A 23,784-nucleotide genomic window follows, 5' to 3' on the forward strand; every position below is an offset into this window, starting at 1 on the left:
ATGGGCTTGCTGACCGACTACTTCCACGCGCCCGACGCCGAGACCGTGGTGCGCGCCATGGAACAGGGCGGCGGCGGCCCGGTGGTGGGGGAGGGCGCGGTCTTCGACGGGTTCGAGCTCAAGGGGGTCGAGCCGGTCGTCGGGTTCGGCGGGCTCGTCGCCGTCGCCCTGGGCGTGGAATGGGACCCGGACCTCGCCGGGGAGGCGGTGGTGTGGCCGGCCGAGGGCCTGGACGCCGACGGGGAGTCGTGGGTGTACGAGCTGGGTGCGCGGGCCCGGGACGCGGTGGCGGGCGTGCCGGACTCGGCGGTGGCGGAGGTGGCCGCGCGGTGGGCGGCCACCGAGGAGTGGGAGGGCACGTCCGCCGAGGACCTGAGGGAGGTCGTGGCGGGGTTGGTCGCGGTGGCGCGCGAGGCCCGCGACGGAGGTGGGCGGCTCTACTGCTGGTGCTCGCTGTAGCCCGCCCACCGGTGTCGGTCAGGCGTCGTGGTCCGGCATCTGGATCACCGGCCGTGCACCGGCGTTCGGGTTGGCCGGGTCGTTGACGGTGAGGCCGTTCCACTGGGTGCGGGCCGCCAGGAACTCCGGGGTGAGCCCGGTCCGGTCGGTCAGCGTGGCGGGCTCGCGCAGCGTGACGAGGCTCTTGCCGGACTCCCGCGACCACCCCCAGCCGACCACCAGGACGTACTTGTTCTTCACCTGGCCGGTGGTCGCCTGGTACTGGAGCAGCACGGCGGTCTGGAAGTCCATGCCGAGCAGGTCGGAGTTGATCGGGACGTTCGGGTTGTCCCGCAGCGTGGCCCGGGTCTGCTTGGAGCCACCGCCCTTCCAGTCGGTGAAGTACAGGGCGTTGCCGCCGGTCTGCTCCTCCTGCACGGTGAACAGCGGGATGGTCTCGGTCAGCCGCTGCTGCGAGTACCGGTAGTCCAGGCTCGCCAGCACCCCGGTGTTCGGCACCGGGCCGTCGACCAGCGTGTTGTCGACGGCCTGCTGCGCCTGGTAGTCGGCCACGTGGTGCACCGGGTTGGCGAGTTCGGCCTTGCGCGCGGCGGCGATCTTCCTGAACGAGGTCGACACCGGCTTCTTGGTGATCAGGTCGACGTCGAGCGCCCACCCGGCCTGCGGCAGGTTCGCCGGGACGCACCGCTCGGCGTAGCCGATGTTGCCCTGCACCGGCTGCACCCCGGCGTTCTGGCCCTGCTGCCGGATCTCGCGCGCGATCTGGAGCAGGTGGAACTCGGCGCGCGTGCCGGGCTGGTAGTCGGGGAACTTGTCCTTGATCTTGAAGGTCGAGGGCTGGTACTCCAGCGAGACCTTCGCGCCCACCTGGCCGTCCTCGGCGTAGCGGTCGAATCGCGCGGGGTAGAAGGTTCCGGTGCTGACTTCCAACGGAGGCAAGGCTTTTCCTGTTCCTGACGCGTCGGCGGAGTCGGTCATCCGGGTGATCTACTCCCACCGGGGGTGCGTTACACGACATCCGGTCGCCGGCTTCGTGGTCGCGCAGCGGGGCCGAACGGCCGCACCGGGCGCGCCGGCGTGGGCCGAGCGGCCGTCGCGGTTAAGAAGACACGCCTGTTAACGCGCGACCGGTGCTGCCGCCGGCCCCGCCGAGCCGGCACCCTGGACCGTGGTCGCGGTGCACAGGTCCACCTGCCCCCGAGACCGACCCCGAACCACGTAATCCCTGCTCAGCCGCGTGGAACAGGGGGTTGTGAGCCGGTCGGACCAGTGGGGTCGCAATCTTGACCCGGACGACTTTCACGTCTATGGTCTAGACCACTTGCCGGTGGTGGCCGCCCTCTCGCGGGCGGGCGCGGCCGGCTGATCCGGTCGCCGCGGATTTGGACCCTGCCCAGGGAAACCCCCCCTCGGGGTTCCTCCGAAGGAGCTGGACAATGAGTCTGAAACGGAAGCTCGCGGCGGTACTCGCCGGCGTGGGCATCGCCCCGTTCATCGTCGTGGTGTCGGCGGGACAGGCCAACGCGCACGGCTACATCACCTCGCCGCCCAGCCGGCAGGCGAACTGCGCCGCGGGCAAGGTCTCCAACTGCGGCGACATCATCTACGAGCCGCCGAGCGTGGAAGGCCCGAAGGGGCAGCAGAACTGCCACGGCGGCGACGCCCGCTGGGCGCCGCTCAACGACGACCGCAAGGCGTGGCCCGCCGCCCAGGTCAGCGACAACGTCACGTTCAACTGGCTGATCACGGCCAACCACGCCACCACCACGTGGCAGTACTGGGTCGGCGGCAGCAAGATCGCCGAGTTCAACGACCACGGCCGCCAGCCGGGCCGCACGGTCCAGCACGCGGTGAGCCTGGGCGGTCGCACCGGCCGGATCAAGCTGCTGGCCATCTGGAACATCGCCGACACGGCGATGGCGTTCTACAACTGCGTCGACCTCCAGGTCGGCCCCGGTGGCCCCGGCCCGACGACCACCCCGACGACGACCACGACCACCACCACGGAGCCGACCACGACGACCACCACCACCCCGCCCGTAACGGGTCCGTGGGCGGCCGGCGTCACGTACCCGGCCGGCTCGCAGGTGACCTACGGCGGGTCGTCGTACCGCTGCATCCAGGCCCACACCTCGCTGGCCGGGTGGGAGCCGCCGAACGTGGCGTCCCTCTGGCAGCGGCTGTAGGCCGCGGCCGCGGGCTCTGACCAGGCCGGTGCGGGAGTGCGGCACCGGTCCGGGCCTCGAAGCGGCGCGGACGTCCCCGGCGCGGGCCGGGGGCGTCCGCGCCGTTCGTCGGTCGACGCGGCGCGGGGTTCAGCCGACCAGGCCGACGCCCCCGTAGCCCAGCGGGCGGGCGGGGTTGTCGCCGTCCTCGACCCGGCCGTCGGTGGTCCAGTCGGGCAGGCACACCAGACCCGGTTCGACCAGGGTCAGGCCGTCGAACCAGGCCAGGATCTGCTCGTGGGTGCGGACGTGCACGTACTCGTCGGCCGCCGCGTACGCCTCGACCAGCCGCGCGACCTCCGCCTGCAACTCCGTCGGCGCGAGTTCGCTCGCGATGTGCGAGATGGCCACCAGGCTGCCCGGCGCGAGCCGCTCCCGGTAGGTCGCGACCAGGTCGCCGGGCCGGTCGTCGTCGGAGATGAACAGCAGCACCCCGACCATCAGCACCGCGACCGGCTCGGAGAAGTCGATCAGCCGCCGGGTCTCCGGGTGGTCCAGGATCTGCTGGGGCTCGCGGATGTCGGCCTGGATGATCGCGGCGAACGGGTTGCCGGACAGCAGCTGCTTGGCGTGCGCGTAGGCGACCGGCTCGTAGTCCACGTAGACCACCCGCGCCGCCGGGTCGACCTGCTGGGCGATCTCGTGCACGTTGCCGACCGTCGGGATGCCCGACCCGAGGTCGAGGAACTGGCGGATGCCCTGGTCGAGGCAGTACCGCACGACCCGGCGCAGGAACGCCCGGTTGAGCAGCGTGACGGCGGGCACCGACGGCGCGATCTGGAGCACCTGGTCGGCGAACGCCCGGTCGACCGCGAAGTTGTGCGCGCCGCCGAGGAAGTAGTCGTACGCGCGGGCGGCGGACGGCACGTTCAGGTCCACATCGCTGCGCGGCTCGAAGGAGGTCATGTGCCGGCCTTCCTGGGCTGGGGGTGAGTGCCTGCGGACCCCGAGCCTAAGCTCCCGGACGCCGTTCCGGTCAGCCCATGGCGACCAAGATCATGCTGTTCCACCAGTAACCGAGTTTGTCCAGTTCGTCCGGACCTGTCGCGGCGGTGGACAGCAGACCACCCACAGTGGACGTCCGGGTGTCCACCCACCACACCTGGCCCACACCGTCCTTCACGAAGCACGTGGTGAACTCGCCGTCCAGCGGGCCGCTGGTGTCCCGGTAGTACAGCGCGTAGTGCGCCGGCTGGGTCTTGGGACGGCAGCCGCCCCAGTCGTCGTCGCGCGGGATGCCGTTCGCCTGGACGACCCCCTGGAAGAACGCGTCCTGCGCGGCGCGGTCGGTGAACAGGTGGAACACCGCGCGTTGTGGCGGGGGGAACAGGCGGTGCGCCGAGTTCGCCGCCGTGCACACGACGCTCGCGGTCGCCCCCGCGCCCCGTTCGGGACTGGCCACACAGGACGGGTTGTCCCGGTAGACCTCGGGCAGCCGCCGGCGCAGCGCCACCTCGTCCGCGCTGACCTGCGGCGTGGTCGTCGTGGTCGTGGTCTGCTGCGCGGTGGTCGTCGGCCGGGTGGTGGTCTTGGCGGTGGTCGACGTGGGGGTGGTGGACGTCGAGGTGGCCTGGTCGTCGGTCGACCAGTACCTCGCCGACCACACGATCAAGCCCACGACCAGCACCAACGCCACCGCACCGGCGATCAACGGCACCCGCGCGCGGCGTCCGGCGGACGGCGGCGCGCAAGCCCCGACGTCCGGTCCGGACCGGACGGGTGACACGTGCGGCCCGGACTGCGGTCCCGGTCGCCGAGGCCCCGGGGGAACGGGCGACGGTCCGGAGTGGCGGGGAGGGCCGGGGTGCGACGGCACGCCGCGCGTGCCGGTGGGTCCGGACGTCGAGGTGGCCGGTGTGGACGGTCGGACGGGCCGTCCGGGCAGGTGGGCGGAGGTCAGGGCGGCTGCGGCGGCCGAGGCGAACGCGCCCGCCGTCTGGTGGCGGTCCGCCGGGTCCTTCGCCATGCCCCGGCGGATCACCTCGTCCACAGCGGACGGCACCGCCGGGTTGAGCCGCGTGGCGGAGGGCGGCGCGTTGTGCAGGTGGGCCCAGATCTGGGCGGCCACGCCGTCCGCCGCGAACGGCCGCTGCCCGGTGACGCAGGCGTACAGCACGCACGCCAGCGCGTACACGTCGGCCCGCCCGTCCACGCCGCCGTTCCCGAACCGCTCGGGGGCCATGTAGTCCAGGGTGCCCACCAGCACGCCGGACGCCGTCGCGTCCGCTCCGCCGGGCAGCAGGTCGCGGGCGATGCCGAAGTCGACCAGGTACGCGAAGTCCTCCGGCGTGACCAGGACGTTCGACGGCTTCACGTCGCGGTGCACGACCCCGTCCGCGTGCGCGGCGTCGAGCGCGCCCGCCACCTGGGCGACGATCCGCACCGCGCGGTCCACCGGCAGCGGCCCGGCCGAGGTGAGTTCGCCGAGGTCCTGGCCCTCGACCAGCCGCATGTCGAGGTAGAGCCGGCCGTCGATCTCGCCGTACGCGTGGATCGGGATGACGTGCGGTTCGCGCAGCCGCGCCACGATCCGGGCCTCGCGGCGGAACCGGGCCCGGTACTCCTCGTCGTCCAGCGCGGGGGACAGCCGTTTCAACGCCACGACCCGGTCGTGCGCGGTGTCGTGGGCGCGGTGCACCTCGCCCATGCCGCCGCGTCCGAGCAGCTCGCCGATCACGTAGTGGCCGAACGACTCTTCCATGACTCCCTCGCGCACGCCGGTGGTCCCGTTCCGAGTCGACGTGCGGACCCCGCCTCCGGTTCCCCCGGGATCAGCGCCTCACCAAGTGCATAACGGGCGTTTCGGACGTCAACGGGCTGTCGCGGCTGCGGCCGGTCCCGAGCGGCCCGCCGTGGACCCGGGTCGGGCGAGGTGCCGCGACCCTCCGTGACCCCGCCCGAAGAGCGCGCAGCACCGTCCGAAGTGGACGGTCAAGGGTGCGGGCGGCCGATTGTCGTCGGCCGTCCGCTGTGGAGTGTCCGCGTGGTTGGCGGCGACGTCGAAGGCCGTCCAGTCCGGCGCCAACCTGTTAAAACTGAAGAAGCACAAGGGCTGTCGGCCGTCCGGGAACCGGAGCGGCGTCATCTGTCCACAGTGGACAGCAGATCGGGTGCGTATCAGTCATAACGGACAAACTGTTGCACGGCACCGCAACTATCCGCGAGGTGGACTCGGATTCGGCCGCGCACACAGTTTTCGCGGTCGAGATCCCACGGTCAACATCCCACTGGGTCGCACCCGACTTTGGTAGGTGGTCGCGCACCCCGCACGTGCTTACAGTGCGTAGGGCCTGGTATCCAGGCTGCGACGACGCGGCAGCGCGAGGTAACGCACATGAGTCACGAGGTTCAAGTGCTCGCAGGCGCCCAATCGGCTCCCGTCCCGCCGGGCGATCTCGCCCAGGCGTTGCGCTACGGGCCGTTCGACCGTGCACTGGCGACGGCGATCCGCCGGCGCGGACTGTCCCTGTCCCGGCTGCGGGCCCACCTCAGATCCCAGGACATCACCATCGCCCAGTCGACGCTGAGCTACTGGCAGCGCGGCCTGCGGCACCCCACCGTGCCGCGCGCGCTGGACGTCGTGCGGGCGCTCGAACGCGTGCTCCAGCTGCCCGAGGACAGCCTCGTCGTGCTGATCGGGCCGCACCAGCGCGGGCCCGACCTCGACCACCGGGTGCCGACGATCCCGGACCTCACCGAGAGCTGGGCGGGCACCGGCGCGCTGCTCGCCGAGTTCGACGGCGTCTCCGGCAGCCCGTGCAACGCCGACCTCGACGTCGCCACCGTGTTCGACGACGTCCGGCTGACCGCGGCCGGCGAGATCGCCGAGATCTCCTCGACGATGGCGGTGCGCGCCCGGCGGTCCGGGCCGGACGGCTTCGTGGTCACCCACCAGAGCGAGCCGGACGCCGACATCGAGTCGGCCCGGGTGATGGCGGGCGACGGGTGCCGGATCGGCCGGGTGCGCAAGCAGTCGACCTCGGCGGGGATGGTGTTCGAGGTCCTGTTCGACCGCAAGCTCACCGAGGGCGACGTGCACATCTTCAGCTTCTTCCTGGCGTTCAGCACCCCGGTGCGCGCGCCGACGTTCTACCGGGTGATCCGCGGCCGGATGCAGAACTACCTGATCCGGCTCTACTTCGACCCGTCGATGCTGCCGGTGCGCTGCACCAGGGTGGAGCGGGCGCACGAGGGCCTGGCGCCCACGGTCAGCGAGACCTTGCTGTGCGCGCCGAACGGCTTCGCGTGCGCCTACTTCGAAGGGCTGGACTCCTCGCTCGCCGGCGTCGACTTCCTCTGGGAATAGCGGCTGCGCGATCCCACCCTGGGCCGATGACTCACTGTTGCCGTCTAGCTGCGCAGACGCCTGTCCTCGGTGTCCTCTGTGTCCTGCGTTTTGACGGCTGTCCTGTACCGGATCTGTACCGGCCGTACCGCCTCCACGGCGGTACGGCCGCCGGCACACTGACGCACGGAGGCCGCGCCCAGCAGCTCTGGGCGCGGCCTCCTGGTGCTCCGGCTCAGCCGGCCTGCACGGCCCGCACGAACATCTTCAACACCGCGGGTCGGAACGTCAGTTCCGGCCCGGGGTGCTTGGAGTCGCGGACCGCGCCCAGGTCGCGTCGGACCTGGACACAGTTTGTTTCGTTACTGCGACTGCTCTTCCGCCATGCTGTCACGCTCATCTGATCCTCTGATTTCATCGGCTGCGTGCGCGATGAGTTCGGTGGACAGGACCGCGCTCATCGCGACACTCAGCACTTCATCCACGGCCATCCGGTAGGCCGCGACATCCTCCTTGTCCTCCAGGAAAATCGCCGAACCCTTCAGCTCGATGTGGACGAGAGAGGTGCCCGACAACTCAAGCAGATAGAAAGCCCCGATGTGCGCTGGCGTCCAGCCGATGCCATCGGGCAGAACTCGGAGATCGACATTGTCCAGCCTCGACACGGCGGCAAGATGATCGAGCTGTTCCGCCATCACCGCCGCGCCGCCGATTCGGTCGCGCAGGACCCGCTCGCCGATGATCGCCGTCATGGTGACGGGATTCTTGCGGGTGAGGATGTCGCGGCGTCCCATCCGCATCGAGACCTTGGGTTCGACCTCGTGACTGGGCACCTTCGTTGCGTGCATGATCGCGCGGGTGTAGGCGCGAGTCTGGAAAACGCCGGGCACGATCAGCGGTGAGATTTCGTAGGCGCGATCGGCGCGCTGTTCGAGTTCGAGCAGCGCGGCCATCTGGGCGGCCTGCTCGGGCAGGGTCGTCGCGTACCAGGTCGAGCCCGACCCGGAGTCCTGCGCCAGCTCCAGGATCTCGGCGCGCTCCGGATCCGCGATGCCCAGCGCGTCGAGGATCGTCGCGACGGTCTCCGTGTCGGGTGGGCGCTCGCCGGTCTCGATCCGACTCGTCGTGCCGGTTCCCCAGCGCAGCAGCTTGTCGAGCGCGCGCTGGCTGACGTCCTGCGCCTCGCGGGTGGCGCGGAGACGCGCGCCGAGAGCGGTGGCCTTGCCGGTGCTGCGGACCATGCGGCACAGCATAAGCGGGTGATCAGACGGGCACGGAACGCCCGATCGGGGCATTGCACCAGAGTGCTGCGCAGCACATGCTAGTGCTGCGCAGCACCTTGCAGCACAGCTCAGCCTATCCGCCCTGCCTGGAGATCCACATGCCCCAGCCCTACAGCGAGGACATCCAGTGCCGAAACGGCATCGGACGCGACGCGATCACCACGGTGACCCTCGACATCACCACCGGAGACCTCTGCCTGATCACCCCGCCGCCGGCCGGGCGCTACAACCTGGACGAACTCCAACGACTGATCGCGGCCCTGGAGTTCGGCCGCGGCCTCATGACCGGCCGCCGGTGATGGACGTCGTGGTGGGCGTGCTGGCGGCGCTCCTGGTCGGTGCCCCGTGGGTGGTGCGCGGGCTGCGTCAGCCGTCCTCGCGCCCGGCGGGCTACCGACACCTCAGGCACCCGGCCGTGCTCGATCGCGGCCGGACATGCGCGGCGGGCGGCGGTGCAGCCGAGGACAGGTCGGCGCTCCCGCCGGCCGCGCTGTACCCGGCGGGGTGGGCCCACACCCGCCCCGCCGGGCCACGATCCCCGGCCGCCACCGCCGCACGACTCCGTCGCGGTGGCGGCCGGGCACCAGACGCCGCGCCTCACCCCCCGAGGGCGCGGCACGCGGCGGGGCCACCGCCTCCCCCCGAGGTGGTCCCGCCGCACCCCGCCCGGTGGCGGGCGTGATGACCGGCGAACTCGATCCGACCCTGCCCGGCGGCGACCCGTACCGGTTGCGCGAGCTGCGGGCGCAGGGCACGTGGGTGGTGTGGCACGTGGTGTACGACGGGATCGGCGAGGACGTGGTGGGCCTGATCGCCCAGCGGATCTGGGCCGGCACGCCCTACGTCGACCACCTGCACCTTATCGGCACCCGGATGGCGCTGGCCCGGCGGGAGCTGGTGGTCGAGGACGACTCGGACACCGTGACCACCACCGTCCCGGAGTGGCAGCGCGCCGGCCCGCTCGTCGACATCGTCGCCGAACTCCTCGATCTGCGACCGCCCGACGTCGACGTGTTCGTCGTCGACGTCGATCAGACTCCTGGCCCGTCCGTGCGCGATGTCGGGCCAGGCAGGGCGGGTGCCTCTCCGATCTCCATCTCCCCCGGAGAGGCACCCCCGACCACCACGAGCAGCACAGGAGACGCAGACTGATGCCCTGGCCCGTGCACACGGTGACTTCGTTCGGCTACGACCTCCTGGAGGGCGGCCAGCCGCCGCGCGCGGACCTGACGTTCGACGTCCGCCGGCTCGCCGACGTGGCGTTCGCGACCGGCCTGCTCGGCGACGACGGCCACGCTTCCGGCGTCCAGGCCGCGGTGCTCGGCGCGCGGGGCGCGATCGACACCCTCCGCGTCGCTGGGACCTGGTTCCGCACCGTCCCGCCGGGCGAGTCCTGCGTCATCGCGTTCGGCAGCAGCCGGGGCCGGCACCGCGGCCCGGTGCTGGCACTCCGGCTGGCCGAGGAGCTGCGCCGGATGCGGGTCCTGGTGACCGTGGAGCACCGGCACATCCACATCGACCCCACGTCGTGACGACGAGGCCGACCACCCAGGAGGATCACGAGATGACCGACGAGACGACGCCCGCGCACGCGGTCGACCCCGGCCCGCCGGTGCCGGCAGACGGCTACCTGGAGAGCAACGGCGATGTCCTGTGCCGCGACCACGACCTCCTCTACACCGACTGCTACACCTGCAACCCGCGCTGACCCCGCCCGGCGAACGCACAAGAGCCCGCCACCCCCTTTCCGGGGCGGCGGGCTCTTGTGCGTGGTGGTCAGAACGGCCAGGCGGCGTCGTGGCCGGCCTCCAGCAGCGGCACCGCCCGGAACGTCGCGTCGGTCAGCCCGCCGAACTCGTGCCGGTTGCCCGACCCGGTGGCGAACGCGGCGTGCTCGTACCCGCCGAGGTTGAACCCGTAGACCGGCACGTGCGCGGGCACCAGCCGGTCGACGCCCGCCCCCCGCCCGGACATGGTCTGCATGTCCGAGACGATGAACACCCGGTCGTGCCCGTCGTAGCAGCGACGCACCGCGCCGACGATGTCCGTGCCGTGCCCCACCTCGCCGATCCGGCGCAGGAACCGGTCGACCTCGCGGATCACCGAGCCGCCGCGCGCGATCGGGTGCCGGAACTCGCGGTCGGCGAACCCGTGCACGTCGACCTGCTCGCCCTTCGCGCCGAGCGCCACGCCGAACACCGCCGCCGCCTTGGCCGGGGTGACGGTGGAGCGCGCCGAGATCGTGCTGTGGGTCATCGACGCCGAGGTGTCGATCAGGACCAGCGACCGGCCCGGCAGGGCGGGCAGGTTGGACAGCGACGCCTGGAGCGCCTTGTCCAGGGCGTGACCCCACCGCAGGCTCGGCGCGGCCTCGTAGGCGGACAGGAACCGGAACGGGAACTGCCGCGAGCGCGCCACCTGGCCCGGGTCGGACAGGCGCTCGGCGACCTGCTCGGCCACCTCGTCCGAGATGCCCGCCTCGTCGAAGTTCCGCAGGTTGCGGAGCAGCGCCATGTAGCCCATGGACGGGATCAGCGCCTCCCACACCCGCGCGGTCATCGGGCCCTGCAACCAGCCCGCGACCGCCTCCCACGTCATGCCCGCCGACCACAGCACGTCGCCTGCACCGCGACCGCCCCTGAACAGGTCACGCCGCTGGGCGGACGGCCACGACGTGAGACCCGCCCGCGACGAGAGCACCCTCAGTCCGCCCGGGATCTCCGCGTCGCGGTTGTGGCGTCGGTCGATCGCGTGGCGGAACAGCTCGCCCTGCCACGGCTCGCGCGGCGTCGGGTGGGTCAGGTCCAGCACGTCGCCGAACCGGAACCCCCGGGAATCCGAGTCCCACTTCAGCAGCGACCGCTCGTCGTACAGCCGGCGCACCGCGTCCGCGACACCGCGCTTGACCGGCTTCGGGATCGCCCGCCCGTACCGGGACGTCCAGTAGGCCAGCAGCTCGCCCGGCTCGTCGGCGCGCCGCAGCACGCTGGCCACGACCGCGCGGCTGGAGATCGGCGCGTGCGAGACCACGTCGGCGCGCTCGGCGTCCAGGCGGGCGCGCACGTACTCGGCCGCGCCGACCAGCGAGGCGGTGCGCATGTTCGCGCCGTCCCGCAGCCAGCCCAGCAGCCGCGCGGTCCACTCCGGATCGGCGAGCGCGGCGGCGCGCACCAGCTCGGCGAAACGGCTGTCGCGCCGCTCGCCGGACTCGTAGAACGTCTCCTCCTGGCCGCCCATGTTCGCGACGGCCAGGAGGAACAGCTCGGACTTGGTGTCCCGCGCGTAACCGGGACCGCCCTCGAAGGTGCGGCCGGACGGTGTGCGCTCGGTGGCGACCGGGCTGCGCGCGGACGGCCGCGTGGTCGCGGCGGCGTTGAACTTGGCCATCTGGCTCAACCTCCAATGTGGAGGGAGCGCTACAGCCCCACACGATGCCCGAGATCAAGACGGCAAGGGAAACGGTTGTCCTGGGCCGCTGGACGACACCGACCGTCGGTCGGCGGCGGGATTCGAACCCGCGTTTCCTTGTTTTCAGCAAGAAGTAACCCTGGCCTGCGCACCGGGCATCGTGTGAAGTTGTGGCTCCCGAGATCAAGACGGCGAGGGTGACGTAGCTGCTCTGCCAGTTGAGCTACAGCGACCGGAGCCGCTGGCGGGACTCGAACCCGCAACCCGCCCATTAGAAGTGGAAGTAACCCTCGTCTGCGCACCGGGAGTGCGACGCCCACAGTAGTCGTGATGCGCTGTGCCGCAACGGATTATCACCAACGGCTGAGCCCGCTCACCACATCGGCGCACGACGGAAGCCCCCGCACCCAGCTCCACGAGGGAGCGGGCACGGGGGCATCTCGATCACTGCACGGTGTTGGTCAGGCCGCCAGACCGTAGTCGTCCTTGCGGCCCGTGCGCTTCGCCCAGGCGCTCACGCCCAGCGGCGCGTAGATGCCGGCCTCGGTCGCGATCGCCACCACCAGGGCGAGCCCGGCGGTCACGGCGGCGGCCTTCACGTCGTAGGCGGTCCCGGAGGTCGCCGCGTCGATCCACTCCGCGACGAACCCGGCCGCCGCGTTCAGCACCAACTGGAGCACGGCGCGCAGCTTGCTCTCCCGTTGCTTGGTCAGCAAGCCGTTGAGCACGGGGATGAGCACTGCGGCGATGACGCCGAGCAGGTTGACGGTGTCGAGCATCAGTTGCCTGCCTTCTTGAACTCGTCGACCACGGCGGCCGGGAGACTGGTGGCGAGCCGGCCGCCGAGGTCGGCGGCCAGCGCCGCCGTGTCCACCCCGCCGAGCCGCAGCCCCTTGACCGCGCCCACCAACTCGCCGAGCAGCACGGTCGCCTTCTTCGCCTCGCGCCCGGCGTCCAGCGCGGCCTCGGACTTGGTGATGCGGTCCATGACCTCGGTGTGCGGCAGCCACATCACGCACACCGAGTTGCGCGGGTCCGCGATCGTGTCCGTCGCGATCTTCGCGTCGATCCCGGTGACGTACGGCCCGTGCTGCTCGTACCAGCGGCCGTTGTCCCTGTCCCTGATCAGGGTCGCCATGTCGCCGCCCTGCCTTCCTCGCGCGGCGCTACCGCCGCGCGCGTAGTCGAGGATCTTGTCCACCCGGAGGCCGCCCGGGTCCCAGTGGTCGTCGCCCGGCACGTGCTGGTGGCCGAGGAACCCCGAGAACGAGTCCAGTCCGGACTGCGACAGCCGCAGCGGGCTGTTCACGGAGGCCAGCTCGTACGGCATCTCGCCGTCGCGCCGGAAACCCTGCGGCACCACCACGTACGGGACGCCCGCGTACTCGTGCAGCGGCCGGGCCAGCTCCTCGCCGAGCCACCGCAACACCTCGTCCGGCCAGGTATGCGACTGCGCCGCGAACCCGACGATCTCCACCTGGTAGCAGCGCGAGTCGTCCGCGTCCTCGTTCCACAACGCGTACGCGCCGCGCGTCAGCGGGATGTGCTGGAACTTCCTGCGCCGGAACGGGTCCACGATGAGGTGCGGCGGGTACGGCCGGTACGCGTCCACGGCACCCTCGACCGAGCTGCCCTCCGTGGAGTGCAGCAGCGCCTTCGGGTCGTCGGGCTCGTCGAACGCGACGCCCGGGAGTCCCAGGTCCCATCGCTCGAAGCCCGGTAGCCAGTCGACCACGTCAACCTCCTGTTCTCGCGACACGCGACGACGCGACGCGCGACGAGCTGGGCGGGCTCGGCGTCGAACTGGTCGCGGGGTCCACGCACGCCGTGCCCCTGTAGGTCGATCCGTCCGGTGCGGTGATCACGGCGTCACGGACCTCATAGCCCGCAGGACAGGCCGGACCCGGCGGCCCGTCCTTGCCGGGCTGACCCTCCACACCGGGAGGCCCGGCCCGGCCGTCGACGCCCTTGCACTGCGCGGGCTCGGCCAGGCATGGCGGCGACGTGCCGTCCACGCCCTTCTCGCCGGCAGTGCCGGGCGGACCGGGGGGACCGGTGACGCCGGGCGAGCCCGGTTCGCCCTGGACGCCTTGCGGACCCTGAACTCCTTGCGGTCCGGGGATGCCAGGCGGCTGCACCACCGGCGTGCCGCCCATCGCGGTCACCTGCTGGGCGAGCGCCGTCACCGACTGGCTCAGCGTTTCCTCGCGTGCCCGCGCCCGCCCGTCCAGCAGCAGGAAGAGCAGTAGAGCGGCGGTGAGGAACACCCCGGTGGCCGCGCCGAGCAACACGATCCGGCGGTGGGCGTGCGGGGATGCGGCCTGGTCGGCGGCGGGCTGGACGACAGTCTGGTCAACGTGGTCAGAGGTCACCGCTCGTCACCCTCCTCCCGGTCGATCTCCAGCACCGCGTCGAGTTCTTCCTTCGTGATCTGCCCGTCGGCGGCGGCTTCGGCGAGGCGTGCGATCGCCCCGCGTGCCGCTCGCTTGCGTTCGCGGGGGGATGCGCGCAGGGCGGTGATGATCGCGGTGGCGGCGGTCCCGGTTGCGCCGACGACGGCCGCGATGGCCGTGAGCAGAATTGCGAGGTCACCCACTCACCCCTCCTGATCGTTGTGCTTTGGGTGATGGGCGATAGACAGCCCGTGATGTCGTTGCTCCGCCCGGGTGAGACCACGCAACGAGTTGTTGCGGTAGGCGTCTGTCCTGCCGATACACCAGCAGGCGCCCGCAGTCGCGGGCCGGTCCCAGGGGTGGTCCAGGTGCAGAGGTACGCGCGTCGTGAGGTCCTGATCCCGCTGATCGCGGTGCTGGCGATCGGCCTGCTCGGCCTCGGCTGGGTCATCGTGGCCAAGGCGACCAGCCCGGCCGCCGACCCGGCCGGCGAGGGCGCGGTGGTCAACCAGGTCGTCGCCACGGTGTCGTCGACCGGCTCGGCGTCCGCCAGCTCGACCTCCGCGACCACGACGAGCGACACCGCGGTGGCGGTCCAGCAGGATCAGCAGCGCCAGACGCAGGGCGACCAGCCCGTGCAGCAGCAGGGACAGCAGCAGGGACAGCAGCAGGTCCAGCAGCAGGCCGACCCGGTGGAGCCGACCGGCGAACCCGGCAACACCCTGACGACCACCCGGCCGCAGACCACGTCGCGGACCCCGGACACCGCCTGGTGCTTCAACCCGGACGGCCAGAACTGGTACTCCGGCCCCGGCCAGGGCTGCTACCCGGACAGCCCGTACTTCGTGGAGTACCGCTAGCTAGGTCTGCCGCATCCAGACGGCGTTCATGTTGCACGCGATCCGGTCATTTCCCGTTCCGGTCGCGCTCACCTTGAGCTGCACCGGGATGTTCGACTGACCCAGCAGTCCGGCGATGTTGAACGGGCCACGCAGGTATGGGGCGTAGGTCGTCGTCGCGAAGGTGTCGAGGGTGGACCCGTTCACGACGAACGTGTAGGTCGGCGATCCGCTGACCCCCGTGGCTCGGCCGCCGACGAAGTCGTACTGGATCCGCGGATGCGAGATCTTGCCGAGCCGGCCCTCCCACACCACGTCGCCCGTGCACGCCGACACCGGCAGGGTCAGGTCGGTACCCGAGGTGTCCAGGAACGCGGTAGGGAACGCCTTGGCGTACATCGGGACTGAGATCCACGGTTCGGCCATGCCGCCGTTGCGGTCGCTCGTGAGCACGACCCGGCCGGTGTGGTCCCAGATCCAGACCACCGGGACGTAGCCGTCCACCAGGGGGAACGGGTCGTAGATCGCGAACCGCTGCACGCCTGCGGCGTCCGCGACGGTGAACACGGGCTGAGGGCTGCCGTCAGGGAGCGGCACGTTTTCGGCACCGCCGGCGAACAGGCGCTGGACGCCGCTGGCGTCGATCATCTTGATGAACGCGCCGTCGAGCAGGGACAGCCCGCCGCCGCGCAGGATGGCGCTGGAGAGGCCGACGTTCTTGCGGATCTCGGAGATCTGGCGGCGCAGGTCCTTGATCTGGTCGAGCAGGTCGGTCGGGAGGTTCACCTCGCCCACGCGGCACCCCCGATCATGCGACGTCGTCCAGCAGCGGACCCATGGTCAGCACCACCTGCTCGTCGGCGGAGCCGTCGCCGGGCGTGATGTCCGCGCGGACGATCCGCATAGTGGTGTCGATGCCGTCCGGCACCCAGTCGTCCTCGATGAGCACCCGGCCGTCGTCGCCCACACCCCACTCGCCGATCGCCGGCGACCGGTCCCCGCGCACGGTGAGCGTCGGCAAGGCGACCGGAAGGCGAGCCACCTGCTGGTCGTAGTCCGCGTGCGCCTGGAGCACGTCGGCGGACTCGACGCTGGAGTAGCCGGCCTCCAGCTCCATCAGCGGCCAACCCGGGCGCGAGGTGTCCTCGGCGACCGCGATCGGCGTGCCGTCCTCGATCCCCTTGCCCACGCCGAAGGCCCGCTTGGCGTAGCGGGTGCCGTCGCGCGGCCACGTGAACGCCTCGATGTTGCCGCCGGTCTCCCACACCCACGCCGAGCCCTGCTGGCCCAGCCACGGGTCGCCCTGCCGCATCAACCGCACCGGGCGTCCGTTCGCGTCCAGGGCGGGGGACACGTCGAACGTGATGTCCGAGCCGTCGAGCACCTGCGTGAGCCGGCGCAGCTCCTCGCCGACGTCCGCCAGCTCGTAGCCGTGCCACGTCCGGTCGTGGGGGATGCCGCTCGTGCTGGCCGGGTTGTCGTGCACGATCCCGATGTTGCCGCCGGTGTGCGACTGGGCCAGCGCGACCAGGTTGCGCGCGATGGCGTTCTGGTCGACGCCGAGCTGGGTGTAGGCCAGCTCGGCGACCTCGAACTTCACGTCCACCGGGAAGGCCAGCAGCGGCAGCACCTTGCGGTGGTCGAAGTAGGACCACCAGTCGCCGCACCCGATCGAGACCTTGCCGGTGCGGGAGTCGTAGGCGCTCGTCCAGATGATCCCGCCCCACTGCGGCACGCCGTCCCTCAGCGCGTACACCACGCGCCTGCACGGCATCGTGGCGTCGTACGCGTTCGCGACGCGCCGGCGCGGAGCGGCGCGGTCCTCGACCTGGAACGAGCCGCGGAGTTGGCCGCTGCCGTTGAGCACCTTGCTGAACGACACCCCGGTCAGCGGCAACTCGCAGACCGGCACGTTGGTCAGCAGGTCGTGCACCTGGTACGTCCACTCTGCAACCACGGCCGTCCTTTCAGGCCCCGTGCCAGGCAAGGGTGAGGAACGTGTTGGTCGCCTCGGTGCCGAGGTTGCCGCCCGAGTTCTGGTAGCCGTTGACGTTGAACTGCTCGCCCGAGGTGAACCGCTGTGTGACCGAACCGCTGAACTGGCAGGCCGAGCTGGTGCCGTTCTGGTTGCCGCCGCCGAGGTAGGTCGACGCCGAGACCCTGCGCAGTTCGGCGCTTCGCTCGCCCGTGCTGCCGCCGCTGACGAACCGCAGCGCCCACGAGATGGTCCACAGGCCGGAGCGGTTCAAGGTGAACGTGGTGTTGCCGGTGCCGGAGGCCGTGACGTCGTTGGACGTGTAGTCGGGCGTGGCATCGAACTTGCACGCGGTCAGCACACCGTTCGACATCAAGTGCGAGTTCGTTTGCCGGTAGGACGCTTCGTGCCGGGTGGCGGTCGTGGTGCCGCTGCGCAGGGCGACGGCCGCGAGCCAGGAGGAGCCGGACCACCGGTACAGCACCAAGTCGGTGGTGAGCACCGCGGACTGGTTGGTCGCCGGATGGGTGATGTCGGCCAGCGCGCCGACGTGCTGGCCGTCCGGCACCCGGAACGCCGTGCCGTCGTGGGTCTCCGACCAGCCCTTGTCGCGCCGGTAGACCGTGAGCCCGGACCACGGCGTGAGGGCGTCGCGCTGTGCAACCGACTCGACCGGGAGGATGCCGCCGAGCGCGACCGTCCACCCTGGCCTCAAGTCGTCGATCATCGCGTTGGTGATCGTGGTCGCCCCGGCCGTGACCCGCACCCGTGCCAGCTGGATGTAGTCCGGGTAGGCCGCCAGCGACGGGTCGGCCGGGCTGCCGGACGGGTTGCCCTGCACGCGGATCGGGCCGCCGACCGTCGCGCCGTCGCCGTAGTACGTGTCGGCCTGGCGCACGATGATGAGGTCGTTGCGCTGGTTGGTCGGGTCGGCCGGGACGTCCAGGATCGGGATCGTCGCGGTGGAGGTCTCGGTGCCGATGTACGGGCCCGCGCCTCGGCTCGCGGTCATCACGTGCTGCCACGCGTTGACCGTCACGTTCGCGCCCGGCGTGCCGGTCGCCTGCACCAGCCCCGGGTTCCCGGGGCCGGGCCGCAGGCCCTGGCGGGCGGTGATCGCGGTCGTGCCGGGCGTCCACAGCGCGCCGACCGCGACCCGCGCGTCCTCGGCGTCGACCTTGCGGGTCGACCCGTCCATCACCGCCCACGGATCACGCGTTGCCACAGGGCACCTCCGGGTTCTTGTTCAGTGCCATGCGTCCCGCCACTTCACGCGCAGCAGGGAGGAGGCGTCGTACGAAGCGGCGGTGAACGAAATCTGGGTGTCCACACCGGGCAGCAGCGGCGTCCACTGCGCGACGAGGAGCCGCTGCCGGACGCTCACCCGGGAGATCTCGACGGTGTGCCACGTCGGCCGGGTGTCCAACACCACGGTCTGGCCGGCGGCGACCACGAAGTCCGGCCGGAACCGCAACGTCCGGCCGCCGTAGGTGATGACCGGCCCGGTGCACGGACCGATCACCTCCAGCACCGGCCACGTCGGCACGTGACCGGAGTTCCGGACCACGACCAGCCCGCCGGTGGGCGGTCCGCCGAAGTCCAGGCCGCCGCCGCCGAAGTCCAGGCCGCCCGAGCCGAAGTCGAGCCCGGACGGCGAGCCGGACGCCAGCCCGATCGCGGCGACCCGCTCGACGGGGGAGTAGATCCGGGGGTCGGTCGCCTCCCACTGGACCGAGCCCTCGGTGTAGCCGATCGCGTAGTGCCGGTCGACCGGGACGTTCCGCCGGAGCACGCGCACCCGCACGAGCCACGACTGGCCGTCCAGGCTGAGGACCAGATCCTCCTCCTGTGGCCGTTCCTGGGGAGCGGTGATCCGGCGCAGCTCGTCGACCGCCGCCGCGAATCCGCGCGGTGGCACGCCTTTGCGTTTGAACGACCACGTGATGTACCGCTCGCCACTGGTCTTCGGGCCGGGGGCGGAGCCGTGGTAGCCGGGCAGCGCGGCGTTCGTGCCACGCTGCGCCGGCAGGTCCCACAGCCCCTCGATCCTGCTGGTGCCCCACACCGATGCGCTGCCGAGCACCACGCCGCGCCACTCCACCTGGTAGTCGGCGGTGATCAGCTCTCCGGCCATGGGGTCAACCCCCGTTCTTGCTCAGCCAGTCCAACTCGACCGCGGTCGCGTGCGGGTCGTCGTCCTTGGGCGGGTGGTAGTTCTCGATCTGGACCAGCGCCCGGTCATGGCCCGGACCACCCGTACCGCCTTGCCACTGCGCGGGCTGGTCCGGGCCGGTCACTGTGGATGGCGGCGCGAGCGTGGCGCTCATCTGGCCCGCGACGCCGAGCCGGTCACCCAGGCCCGAGACGTAGCCGAACACCGCGTCCTCTTCGGACTTCAACCCGCCGAGCAGGCCTCCCATGATGGCCTTGCCCGCCGGGATCAGCAGCTTGCGGTCGTAAGGGAGCGGACCCTTGAGGCTGGCGATCTTGTCGCCGATGCCGGACACGTAGTCCCACACGTCCTGCGCGGCCTGCTTGATGCCGCGCAGCAGGCCGTTGATGATCTCCTTGCCCGCCTGGAAAAGCTTGCCGCCGAGGTCGCCGATCTTCTCGACGATCCGGCCCGGCAGCCCGGTCACCCAGTCGAGCAGCTCGTTGCCCTTCTCGGCCGCACCGTCCTTGGCCTTCTGCCACGCATCGCGCGCCCACTGGCCGAGGCGCTGGTTGAGGTCGCCGACCGCTTCGACGATCCGGCCGGGCAGCCCGGTCGCCCAGGTGATCAGCTCGTCCCACTTGCGGCCCGCGGTGTCCTTGGCGTTCTGCCAGGCGTCCGACGCCCACTGCCCGACGAGGGTGTTCAGCTCGCCGACCGCCTCCACGATCCGGCCCGGCAGCCCGGTCGCCCAGGTGATCAGCTCGTCGAACTTCTCGCTCGCGGTCGTTTTCGCCCAGGTCCAGGCGTCGCCCATCCACTCGATCAGCATCGCGGTCAGCGACCCGACGCCTTCGATGATCCGCAGCGGCAGCGCGATCGCCGCCGCGATCAGCCACTGGATCCCCTCGGTCATGGCCCACTTCGCGCCCTCCCAGGCCGCCGCCCCCCACTCCAGGAGCAGGCCGCCCAGGGAGGCCAGGCCGTCGAGGATGCGCTGCGGCAGGGTGTCCACCCACGCCGCCAGCTCGCCGACCTTCTGGACCGTCCATGCCTTGGCCTGGTCCCAGATTTCGCCGATGCGCTCCGGGATCCGGCCGAGCCACTCGATCCCGTCCACGACCATCTCGACGCCGGCCCGGCCCGCCGAGACGAGGTCGTCCCAGCCCTTCTTGGCGCTGGCCTTGATGTCGGACCAGTTGCCGCCGAACAGGTCCACGACGGACCCGACCATGGAGTCGAGCATTCCCTCCACAATGGACGTACCGCCGGACGTGATGCTCTGGACGCCGTCCCAGGCTTTCGACCAGTCGCCGGTCATCACGCCAGAGATGATCTTGACGACGCCGCCGACCACGTCGACCAGGCCCTTGATGATGTTGACGACGCCCTCGATCGAGGTCTTCGTGGCCTCCCAGACCGTCGACAGGTCGAGGTCGCCGAAGCTCTCCTTCAGCTCGTCGAGCGGCCCGGTCAGTTCGCCGGCCAGCTCCTCCAGCTGGGGGAGCAGTGTGCCGCCGATCCAGCCGACGAGCTTCTGCTCCATCGTGCGCTGGAAGGATTCGATCTTCGTAGCGGCATTGTCGTTGAGGGTGTCGCCCATCCGATCGGCCGCGCCCGCGACGTCGCCGAGCGCGGACACCGCCTCGGACGGGTCCAGCGCGAAAAGCGCGTCCCCGAGGTCTTCCGCCTTGGTGCCGAACAAGGCCACCGCCGCCGCGTTGCGAGCGACCGGGTCTTCCATACCCCGCAAGCGATCCAGCACGGTGTCGAGCGCCTGCGCGGCTTCGGGGCCGCCTGCGGCAATGATCGCGGTCATGTCCTTCGCGGACAGTCCCAGCGCCTCGAACCCCTCGGCGCTCGCCTTACTGCCGTCCTGTGCCCTGATGGCGAACTCTTTGATCGCGTCCGCGACGGTGTCCGCGTCGCGCGCACCCGCGCGCAGGCCCTGCGTGATCAGCCCCATCGCCTGGTCGCCGCGCAAGCCAACGTCCCTGAACATGGTGCTGTACTCGGACATCGTCTCCAGCAGGTCGTCCGCCTCGTCCGCACCCTGCTGGAAACCCCGGGTGAGGACGTCGAACGCCTCCTGGCCGTCCTTGACCAGACCGGTTTTGATCATCTTCGCGGCGGCCCGGGTCGCCTCCGTGACGTCCTCGTCCATCGCGGACGCGAAGTCCAGCGCCGTCGCGGTGATGGCCTTGATGCCCTCGATCGCCTCGTCCTCCGGGACGATCCCGGACTGCCACACCGACCGCAGCGCCTCGTTCACGTCGGTCACGGACTCGCCGTAGGCGTCCGCGTACAGCTCGCCCGCCGCGCGGCCCAGCTCCCCGGACAGTTCCGCGCCCGCCCCGAGTTGCGCGGCCAACTTGTCGTTGGCCTTCTCCGCGTCCAACGCTTTCGTGAACGCGTCCATGAACAGTGCGCCCACCGCCGAGCCGATCGCGGCCCACCCCATGCCCTTCAACGCGCCGAGCATCCCCGCACCCGCGCGGTCGACGCCCTGCCCGCCGGTTGCGTCGAGGCCGCCGCCGAAGCCGTCACCGGCGGCCTCTCCCGCCTTGACGAAGTGCCCCTTGGCGTTGCGCAGCCTGCCGTCCGCGCCCCGCACGAACTGCTCGGCGACCTCCTCGCCTCCGGCGTTCGCCGCCTTCTCCGCGTCGGCGAACGCCTCCTCGACGACCTGGTCCAGCTCCTCGAACCAGTCCTCCATCTCCTGGACCGACTGCTGCGCCGCCCGGTCGAACTCGCGCTCCATGCGCTCCATGTCGGCGTCGAGATTGGCGATGAACTGGTCGAGGTCACCCCCCGCGTCCGCCAGACCGGCGGCGAATGCGCCGTCGTCGATCTCCATGTAGCCGACGAGCGTGCCGACATCCACAGGGGTCACCCCCTCATGAAGTTCCGGAGGACATCGCGGCCGGAATCACCCGACAGCACAACGGGTTCACGGCTCGCGACCGTCCGCCAGCGCGACTGGTCGGACAGGCCGTGGAGCCCGAACTGGAACTGGGTCCAGCTCAACCCTGCGGCCAGCTCGGCGCGGAGGTCGGCTCCGTGGTACTCGCGACGCCAGTCGGCGACGAGGAGGCCCCAGTACTTGACGACGAGTCGGAGCCAGTGCTCTCCGTCCCGGCCGCCGCCGGGGCCACGCCTTCCCCCGCTGCGGCGCGATCCCGGTACAGGTTCACGACCTTGTAGAGGATGCGGGCCAGCCGGTCGAACGAGATGCCGGACTCCAGCGCCTTCTTCACGCGCTCACGGCCGATCAGCACACCGACCAGCCGTTCGATCTCGGCCGGCTGTGCGGCGCGCCTGCCGTCTTCGGCCCGCGCGCGGGCGAACCACAGCACCACCAACGCGGGCAGCGCCGGCGGCAACTCGACGCGCTCGCCCAGCAGCCGGACCGCGAGCGGCTTGACCTTCAGGTCCTCCTCGGCCCAGTCCTCGTCGAAGTCGTGCGCGACGTCGTCGAGGTCCAGGTCCACGTCGTCCTCGGCCACTACGAGACCGCCATCGTGGACGACGCCCCGGACCGGGTGATGGTGCAGGAGAACCCGCTCTTGGCGTTCTTGTCGCCGCCCTTCTCGCCCACGGAGAAGGTCGCGTTCCACCGTTCCCACTCGGTGTCCATCACCGCGCGGAGCCGGATCACGCCGAGCGAGTCGTAGGACGTGGCGTTGGCCAACGCCAGGCATCGCGCCTGGCCGGGGTCCGGCGCGCCGGTGATCCTGTCCTTGGTCTCGAATCCCTCCAGCGTCAGGGCCCGGCCGCGCTGCATGATCTCCGACTCGGCATTGCCTCCCGAGGTTATGACCCCGGTGTCGACGGTCTCCTCACCCTCGGCGTAGTTCGGGGTGATGGTGTTGAGGTTGGCGATCTCCAGCCAGGTGGTCGCGTCGGCGGCGAGCACCTGGACGATGTAGTCCCTGGCGTTGACCTTGACTGGGGCCATCGGGTTCTTCCTCTCAGCGTGACGGCCTGGCGAGCCACGGCCGGTAGACCTCTACGCGGAAATTGGTGACGTACTCGTGGCGGCCGTCGGCGTCACGTCCCATGTAGACCGGACCGCCGTTCAGGCCGATGGCGAGCTGGAGTTCGGTGCCGCCGGGCATGCGGCGGTGGCCGAGGCCGTGCAGGGCGTCGTAGACGGCCTGCGCCTGGCGGCGCGGCACGCGCGGGTCGGCGGCGTCCCCGCGGCATCGGACCTGGAGACGCTGCTCGTCGTACGGGTCAAGGGAGGACGACTCGCCGCCGCCGTAGAGGGCGAGCGTCGTGCACACGTCCGGTGTGGACGGCACGGACGGCCAGTAGAGCGTGCCGTCCGTCGCCGCCGGCCGGTAGCTGCCCAGGCCCAGCTCCTCCAGCAGGAGCGCGAACTCTTCCTCCAGCACCAGGTCGCTCACTTGAGCGCCCGCCGGATCTGCGCTGCGACGAGGGCGTTCATCACGTCGGCCTCGTCGCGGTGCGGGTCCTCCAGGTACTTCGGCTTGCGGCCGTCGTCGTGCCGCCAGGTCAGCTCTTCGTGCTGCCGGACCGCGTACGGGGTGTCGTAGGAGACCGCTCCGGTCAGCGTCGCCTCGTCGACCTGGGCGACTCCGGAGCGCTCCAGAGTCCCCTCCTCGTGCGGCACCTGCTTGCGGGACTCGGCCAGCAGGTGCTCCATCGCGAGCCTCAGCCCGACCACCGCAGCCGCGCGGGCTGCGCGTTGAGCCGGTTTGAGGTTGACGGTCGAGCGGACGCGCTTGGGCACGGCACCCCC

The 23,784-nt window shown here is 71.1% G+C and carries 27 protein-coding genes and 1 tRNA gene; 8 read left to right on the top strand and 20 right to left on the bottom strand.

Annotation, left to right across the window (positions count from 1 at the left end; all coding sequences use genetic code 11):
- Positions 1 to 459: a hypothetical protein gene (locus AC0HI0_RS06725; protein WP_480931383.1), complete on the top strand. Its 459-nt coding sequence runs from the start codon at positions 1 to 3 to the stop codon at positions 457 to 459.
- 18 nt (positions 460 to 477) lie between these two features.
- On the opposite strand, the gene AC0HI0_RS06730 is transcribed toward AC0HI0_RS06725, so the two are convergent.
- The gene (locus AC0HI0_RS06730; RefSeq protein WP_480931384.1) at positions 478 to 1,398 is read right to left on the bottom strand and encodes a hypothetical protein; all 921 of its coding nucleotides are present in this window, start codon (positions 1,396 to 1,398) and stop codon (positions 478 to 480) included.
- Positions 1,399 to 1,895: 497 nt separating this feature from the next.
- Here AC0HI0_RS06730 and AC0HI0_RS06735 point away from each other — a divergent pair, with 497 nt between their 5' ends.
- Entirely contained in the window at positions 1,896 to 2,645 is a 750-nt protein-coding gene (locus tag AC0HI0_RS06735) for a lytic polysaccharide monooxygenase (protein ID WP_480931385.1), read from the top strand.
- A gap of 129 nt (positions 2,646 to 2,774) precedes the next feature.
- Here AC0HI0_RS06735 and AC0HI0_RS06740 read toward each other — a convergent pair whose 3' ends face one another.
- Complete coding sequence (locus AC0HI0_RS06740; RefSeq protein ID WP_480931386.1) at positions 2,775 to 3,590, bottom strand: SAM-dependent methyltransferase; 816 nt, start codon at positions 3,588 to 3,590, stop codon at positions 2,775 to 2,777.
- A gap of 70 nt (positions 3,591 to 3,660) precedes the next feature.
- Positions 3,661 to 5,385: a serine/threonine-protein kinase gene (locus AC0HI0_RS06745; RefSeq protein ID WP_480931387.1), complete on the bottom strand. Its 1,725-nt coding sequence runs from the start codon at positions 5,383 to 5,385 to the stop codon at positions 3,661 to 3,663.
- Positions 5,386 to 6,018: 633 nt separating this feature from the next.
- On the opposite strand from AC0HI0_RS06745, the gene AC0HI0_RS06750 reads away from it, so the two are divergent.
- Complete coding sequence (locus AC0HI0_RS06750; protein WP_480931388.1) at positions 6,019 to 6,990, top strand: helix-turn-helix domain-containing protein; 972 nt, start codon at positions 6,019 to 6,021, stop codon at positions 6,988 to 6,990.
- Positions 6,991 to 7,204: 214 nt separating this feature from the next.
- On the opposite strand, the gene AC0HI0_RS06755 is transcribed toward AC0HI0_RS06750, so the two are convergent.
- On the bottom strand, positions 7,205 to 7,387 hold the full coding sequence (locus AC0HI0_RS06755; protein WP_480931389.1) for a DUF397 domain-containing protein: 183 nt from the start codon (positions 7,385 to 7,387) through the stop codon (positions 7,205 to 7,207).
- Complete coding sequence (locus AC0HI0_RS06760; protein WP_480931390.1) at positions 7,332 to 8,210, bottom strand: helix-turn-helix domain-containing protein; 879 nt, start codon at positions 8,208 to 8,210, stop codon at positions 7,332 to 7,334. Before AC0HI0_RS06760 ends, AC0HI0_RS06755 begins: the two co-directional genes overlap by 56 nt.
- An 83-nt stretch (positions 8,211 to 8,293) precedes the next feature.
- Between AC0HI0_RS06760 and AC0HI0_RS06765 the strand changes: the two genes are divergently transcribed.
- The 4 genes from AC0HI0_RS06765 (at position 8,294) to AC0HI0_RS06780 (ending at position 9,960) form a co-directional block, all read left to right on the top strand.
- A complete protein-coding gene (locus AC0HI0_RS06765; RefSeq protein WP_480931391.1) occupies positions 8,294 to 8,551 on the top strand; it encodes a hypothetical protein in 258 nt (85 codons plus the stop codon).
- 382 nt (positions 8,552 to 8,933) lie between these two features.
- Positions 8,934 to 9,404 (top strand): hypothetical protein, encoded by a 471-nt coding sequence (locus AC0HI0_RS06770; RefSeq protein ID WP_480931392.1) that lies wholly within the window; start codon positions 8,934 to 8,936, stop codon positions 9,402 to 9,404.
- Complete coding sequence (locus AC0HI0_RS06775) at positions 9,404 to 9,784, top strand: RapZ C-terminal domain-containing protein (RefSeq protein ID WP_480931393.1); 381 nt, start codon at positions 9,404 to 9,406, stop codon at positions 9,782 to 9,784. Before AC0HI0_RS06770 ends, AC0HI0_RS06775 begins: the two co-directional genes overlap by 1 nt.
- Before the next feature lie 32 nt (positions 9,785 to 9,816).
- Positions 9,817 to 9,960, top strand: coding sequence for a hypothetical protein (locus tag AC0HI0_RS06780; RefSeq protein ID WP_480931394.1), 144 nt, complete (start codon positions 9,817 to 9,819; stop codon positions 9,958 to 9,960).
- Positions 9,961 to 10,028: 68 nt separating this feature from the next.
- Here AC0HI0_RS06780 and AC0HI0_RS06785 read toward each other — a convergent pair whose 3' ends face one another.
- The 6 genes from AC0HI0_RS06785 to AC0HI0_RS06810 all read right to left on the bottom strand — a co-directional run bounded on the left by AC0HI0_RS06785 (position 10,029) and on the right by AC0HI0_RS06810 (position 14,256).
- Complete coding sequence (locus AC0HI0_RS06785; protein ID WP_480931395.1) at positions 10,029 to 11,639, bottom strand: vWA domain-containing protein; 1,611 nt, start codon at positions 11,637 to 11,639, stop codon at positions 10,029 to 10,031.
- A 106-nt stretch (positions 11,640 to 11,745) separates the two neighbouring features.
- Positions 11,746 to 11,894, bottom strand: a tRNA-OTHER gene (locus tag AC0HI0_RS06790).
- Between the two features lie 227 nt (positions 11,895 to 12,121).
- Positions 12,122 to 12,439 (bottom strand): hypothetical protein, encoded by a 318-nt coding sequence (locus tag AC0HI0_RS06795; RefSeq protein ID WP_480931396.1) that lies wholly within the window; start codon positions 12,437 to 12,439, stop codon positions 12,122 to 12,124.
- Positions 12,439 to 13,395, bottom strand: coding sequence for a hypothetical protein (locus AC0HI0_RS06800; RefSeq protein WP_480931397.1), 957 nt, complete (start codon positions 13,393 to 13,395; stop codon positions 12,439 to 12,441). The genes AC0HI0_RS06795 and AC0HI0_RS06800 overlap by 1 nt, the downstream gene beginning before the upstream one ends.
- 1 nt (position 13,396) lies before the next feature.
- The gene (locus tag AC0HI0_RS06805; protein WP_480931398.1) at positions 13,397 to 14,032 is read right to left on the bottom strand and encodes a hypothetical protein; all 636 of its coding nucleotides are present in this window, start codon (positions 14,030 to 14,032) and stop codon (positions 13,397 to 13,399) included.
- Positions 14,029 to 14,256: a hypothetical protein gene (locus tag AC0HI0_RS06810; protein WP_480931399.1), complete on the bottom strand. Its 228-nt coding sequence runs from the start codon at positions 14,254 to 14,256 to the stop codon at positions 14,029 to 14,031. Before AC0HI0_RS06810 ends, AC0HI0_RS06805 begins: the two co-directional genes overlap by 4 nt.
- Positions 14,257 to 14,421: 165 nt before the next feature.
- Between AC0HI0_RS06810 and AC0HI0_RS06815 the strand changes: the two genes are divergently transcribed.
- Positions 14,422 to 14,913: a hypothetical protein gene (locus AC0HI0_RS06815; protein WP_480931400.1), complete on the top strand. Its 492-nt coding sequence runs from the start codon at positions 14,422 to 14,424 to the stop codon at positions 14,911 to 14,913.
- Here AC0HI0_RS06815 and AC0HI0_RS06820 read toward each other — a convergent pair whose 3' ends face one another.
- From AC0HI0_RS06820 to AC0HI0_RS06860, 9 genes are all read right to left on the bottom strand, one after another.
- Entirely contained in the window at positions 14,914 to 15,687 is a 774-nt protein-coding gene (locus AC0HI0_RS06820; RefSeq protein ID WP_480931401.1) for a hypothetical protein, read from the bottom strand.
- Positions 15,688 to 15,700: 13 nt separating this feature from the next.
- The gene (locus AC0HI0_RS06825; RefSeq protein ID WP_480931402.1) at positions 15,701 to 16,849 is read right to left on the bottom strand and encodes a hypothetical protein; all 1,149 of its coding nucleotides are present in this window, start codon (positions 16,847 to 16,849) and stop codon (positions 15,701 to 15,703) included.
- 10 nt (positions 16,850 to 16,859) lie between these two features.
- Positions 16,860 to 18,092 (bottom strand): hypothetical protein, encoded by a 1,233-nt coding sequence (locus AC0HI0_RS06830; RefSeq protein ID WP_480931403.1) that lies wholly within the window; start codon positions 18,090 to 18,092, stop codon positions 16,860 to 16,862.
- A 21-nt stretch (positions 18,093 to 18,113) separates the two neighbouring features.
- Complete coding sequence (locus tag AC0HI0_RS06835; RefSeq protein WP_480931404.1) at positions 18,114 to 19,001, bottom strand: phage tail family protein; 888 nt, start codon at positions 18,999 to 19,001, stop codon at positions 18,114 to 18,116.
- 4 nt (positions 19,002 to 19,005) lie between these two features.
- Positions 19,006 to 21,912: a phage tail tape measure protein gene (locus tag AC0HI0_RS06840; protein WP_480931405.1), complete on the bottom strand. Its 2,907-nt coding sequence runs from the start codon at positions 21,910 to 21,912 to the stop codon at positions 19,006 to 19,008.
- 130 nt (positions 21,913 to 22,042) lie between these two features.
- A complete protein-coding gene (locus tag AC0HI0_RS06845; RefSeq protein ID WP_480931406.1) occupies positions 22,043 to 22,525 on the bottom strand; it encodes a hypothetical protein in 483 nt (160 codons plus the stop codon).
- Positions 22,525 to 22,977 (bottom strand): phage tail tube protein, encoded by a 453-nt coding sequence (locus AC0HI0_RS06850; protein WP_480931407.1) that lies wholly within the window; start codon positions 22,975 to 22,977, stop codon positions 22,525 to 22,527. Before AC0HI0_RS06850 ends, AC0HI0_RS06845 begins: the two co-directional genes overlap by 1 nt.
- 13 nt (positions 22,978 to 22,990) lie before the next feature.
- Positions 22,991 to 23,428, bottom strand: coding sequence for a minor capsid protein (locus tag AC0HI0_RS06855; protein ID WP_480931408.1), 438 nt, complete (start codon positions 23,426 to 23,428; stop codon positions 22,991 to 22,993).
- A complete protein-coding gene (locus AC0HI0_RS06860; RefSeq protein WP_480931409.1) occupies positions 23,425 to 23,775 on the bottom strand; it encodes a hypothetical protein in 351 nt (116 codons plus the stop codon). The genes AC0HI0_RS06855 and AC0HI0_RS06860 overlap by 4 nt, the downstream gene beginning before the upstream one ends.
- Between the last annotated feature and the right edge of the window lie 9 nt (positions 23,776 to 23,784).

This window comes from Saccharothrix sp. NBAS 001, from assembly GCF_056640475.1.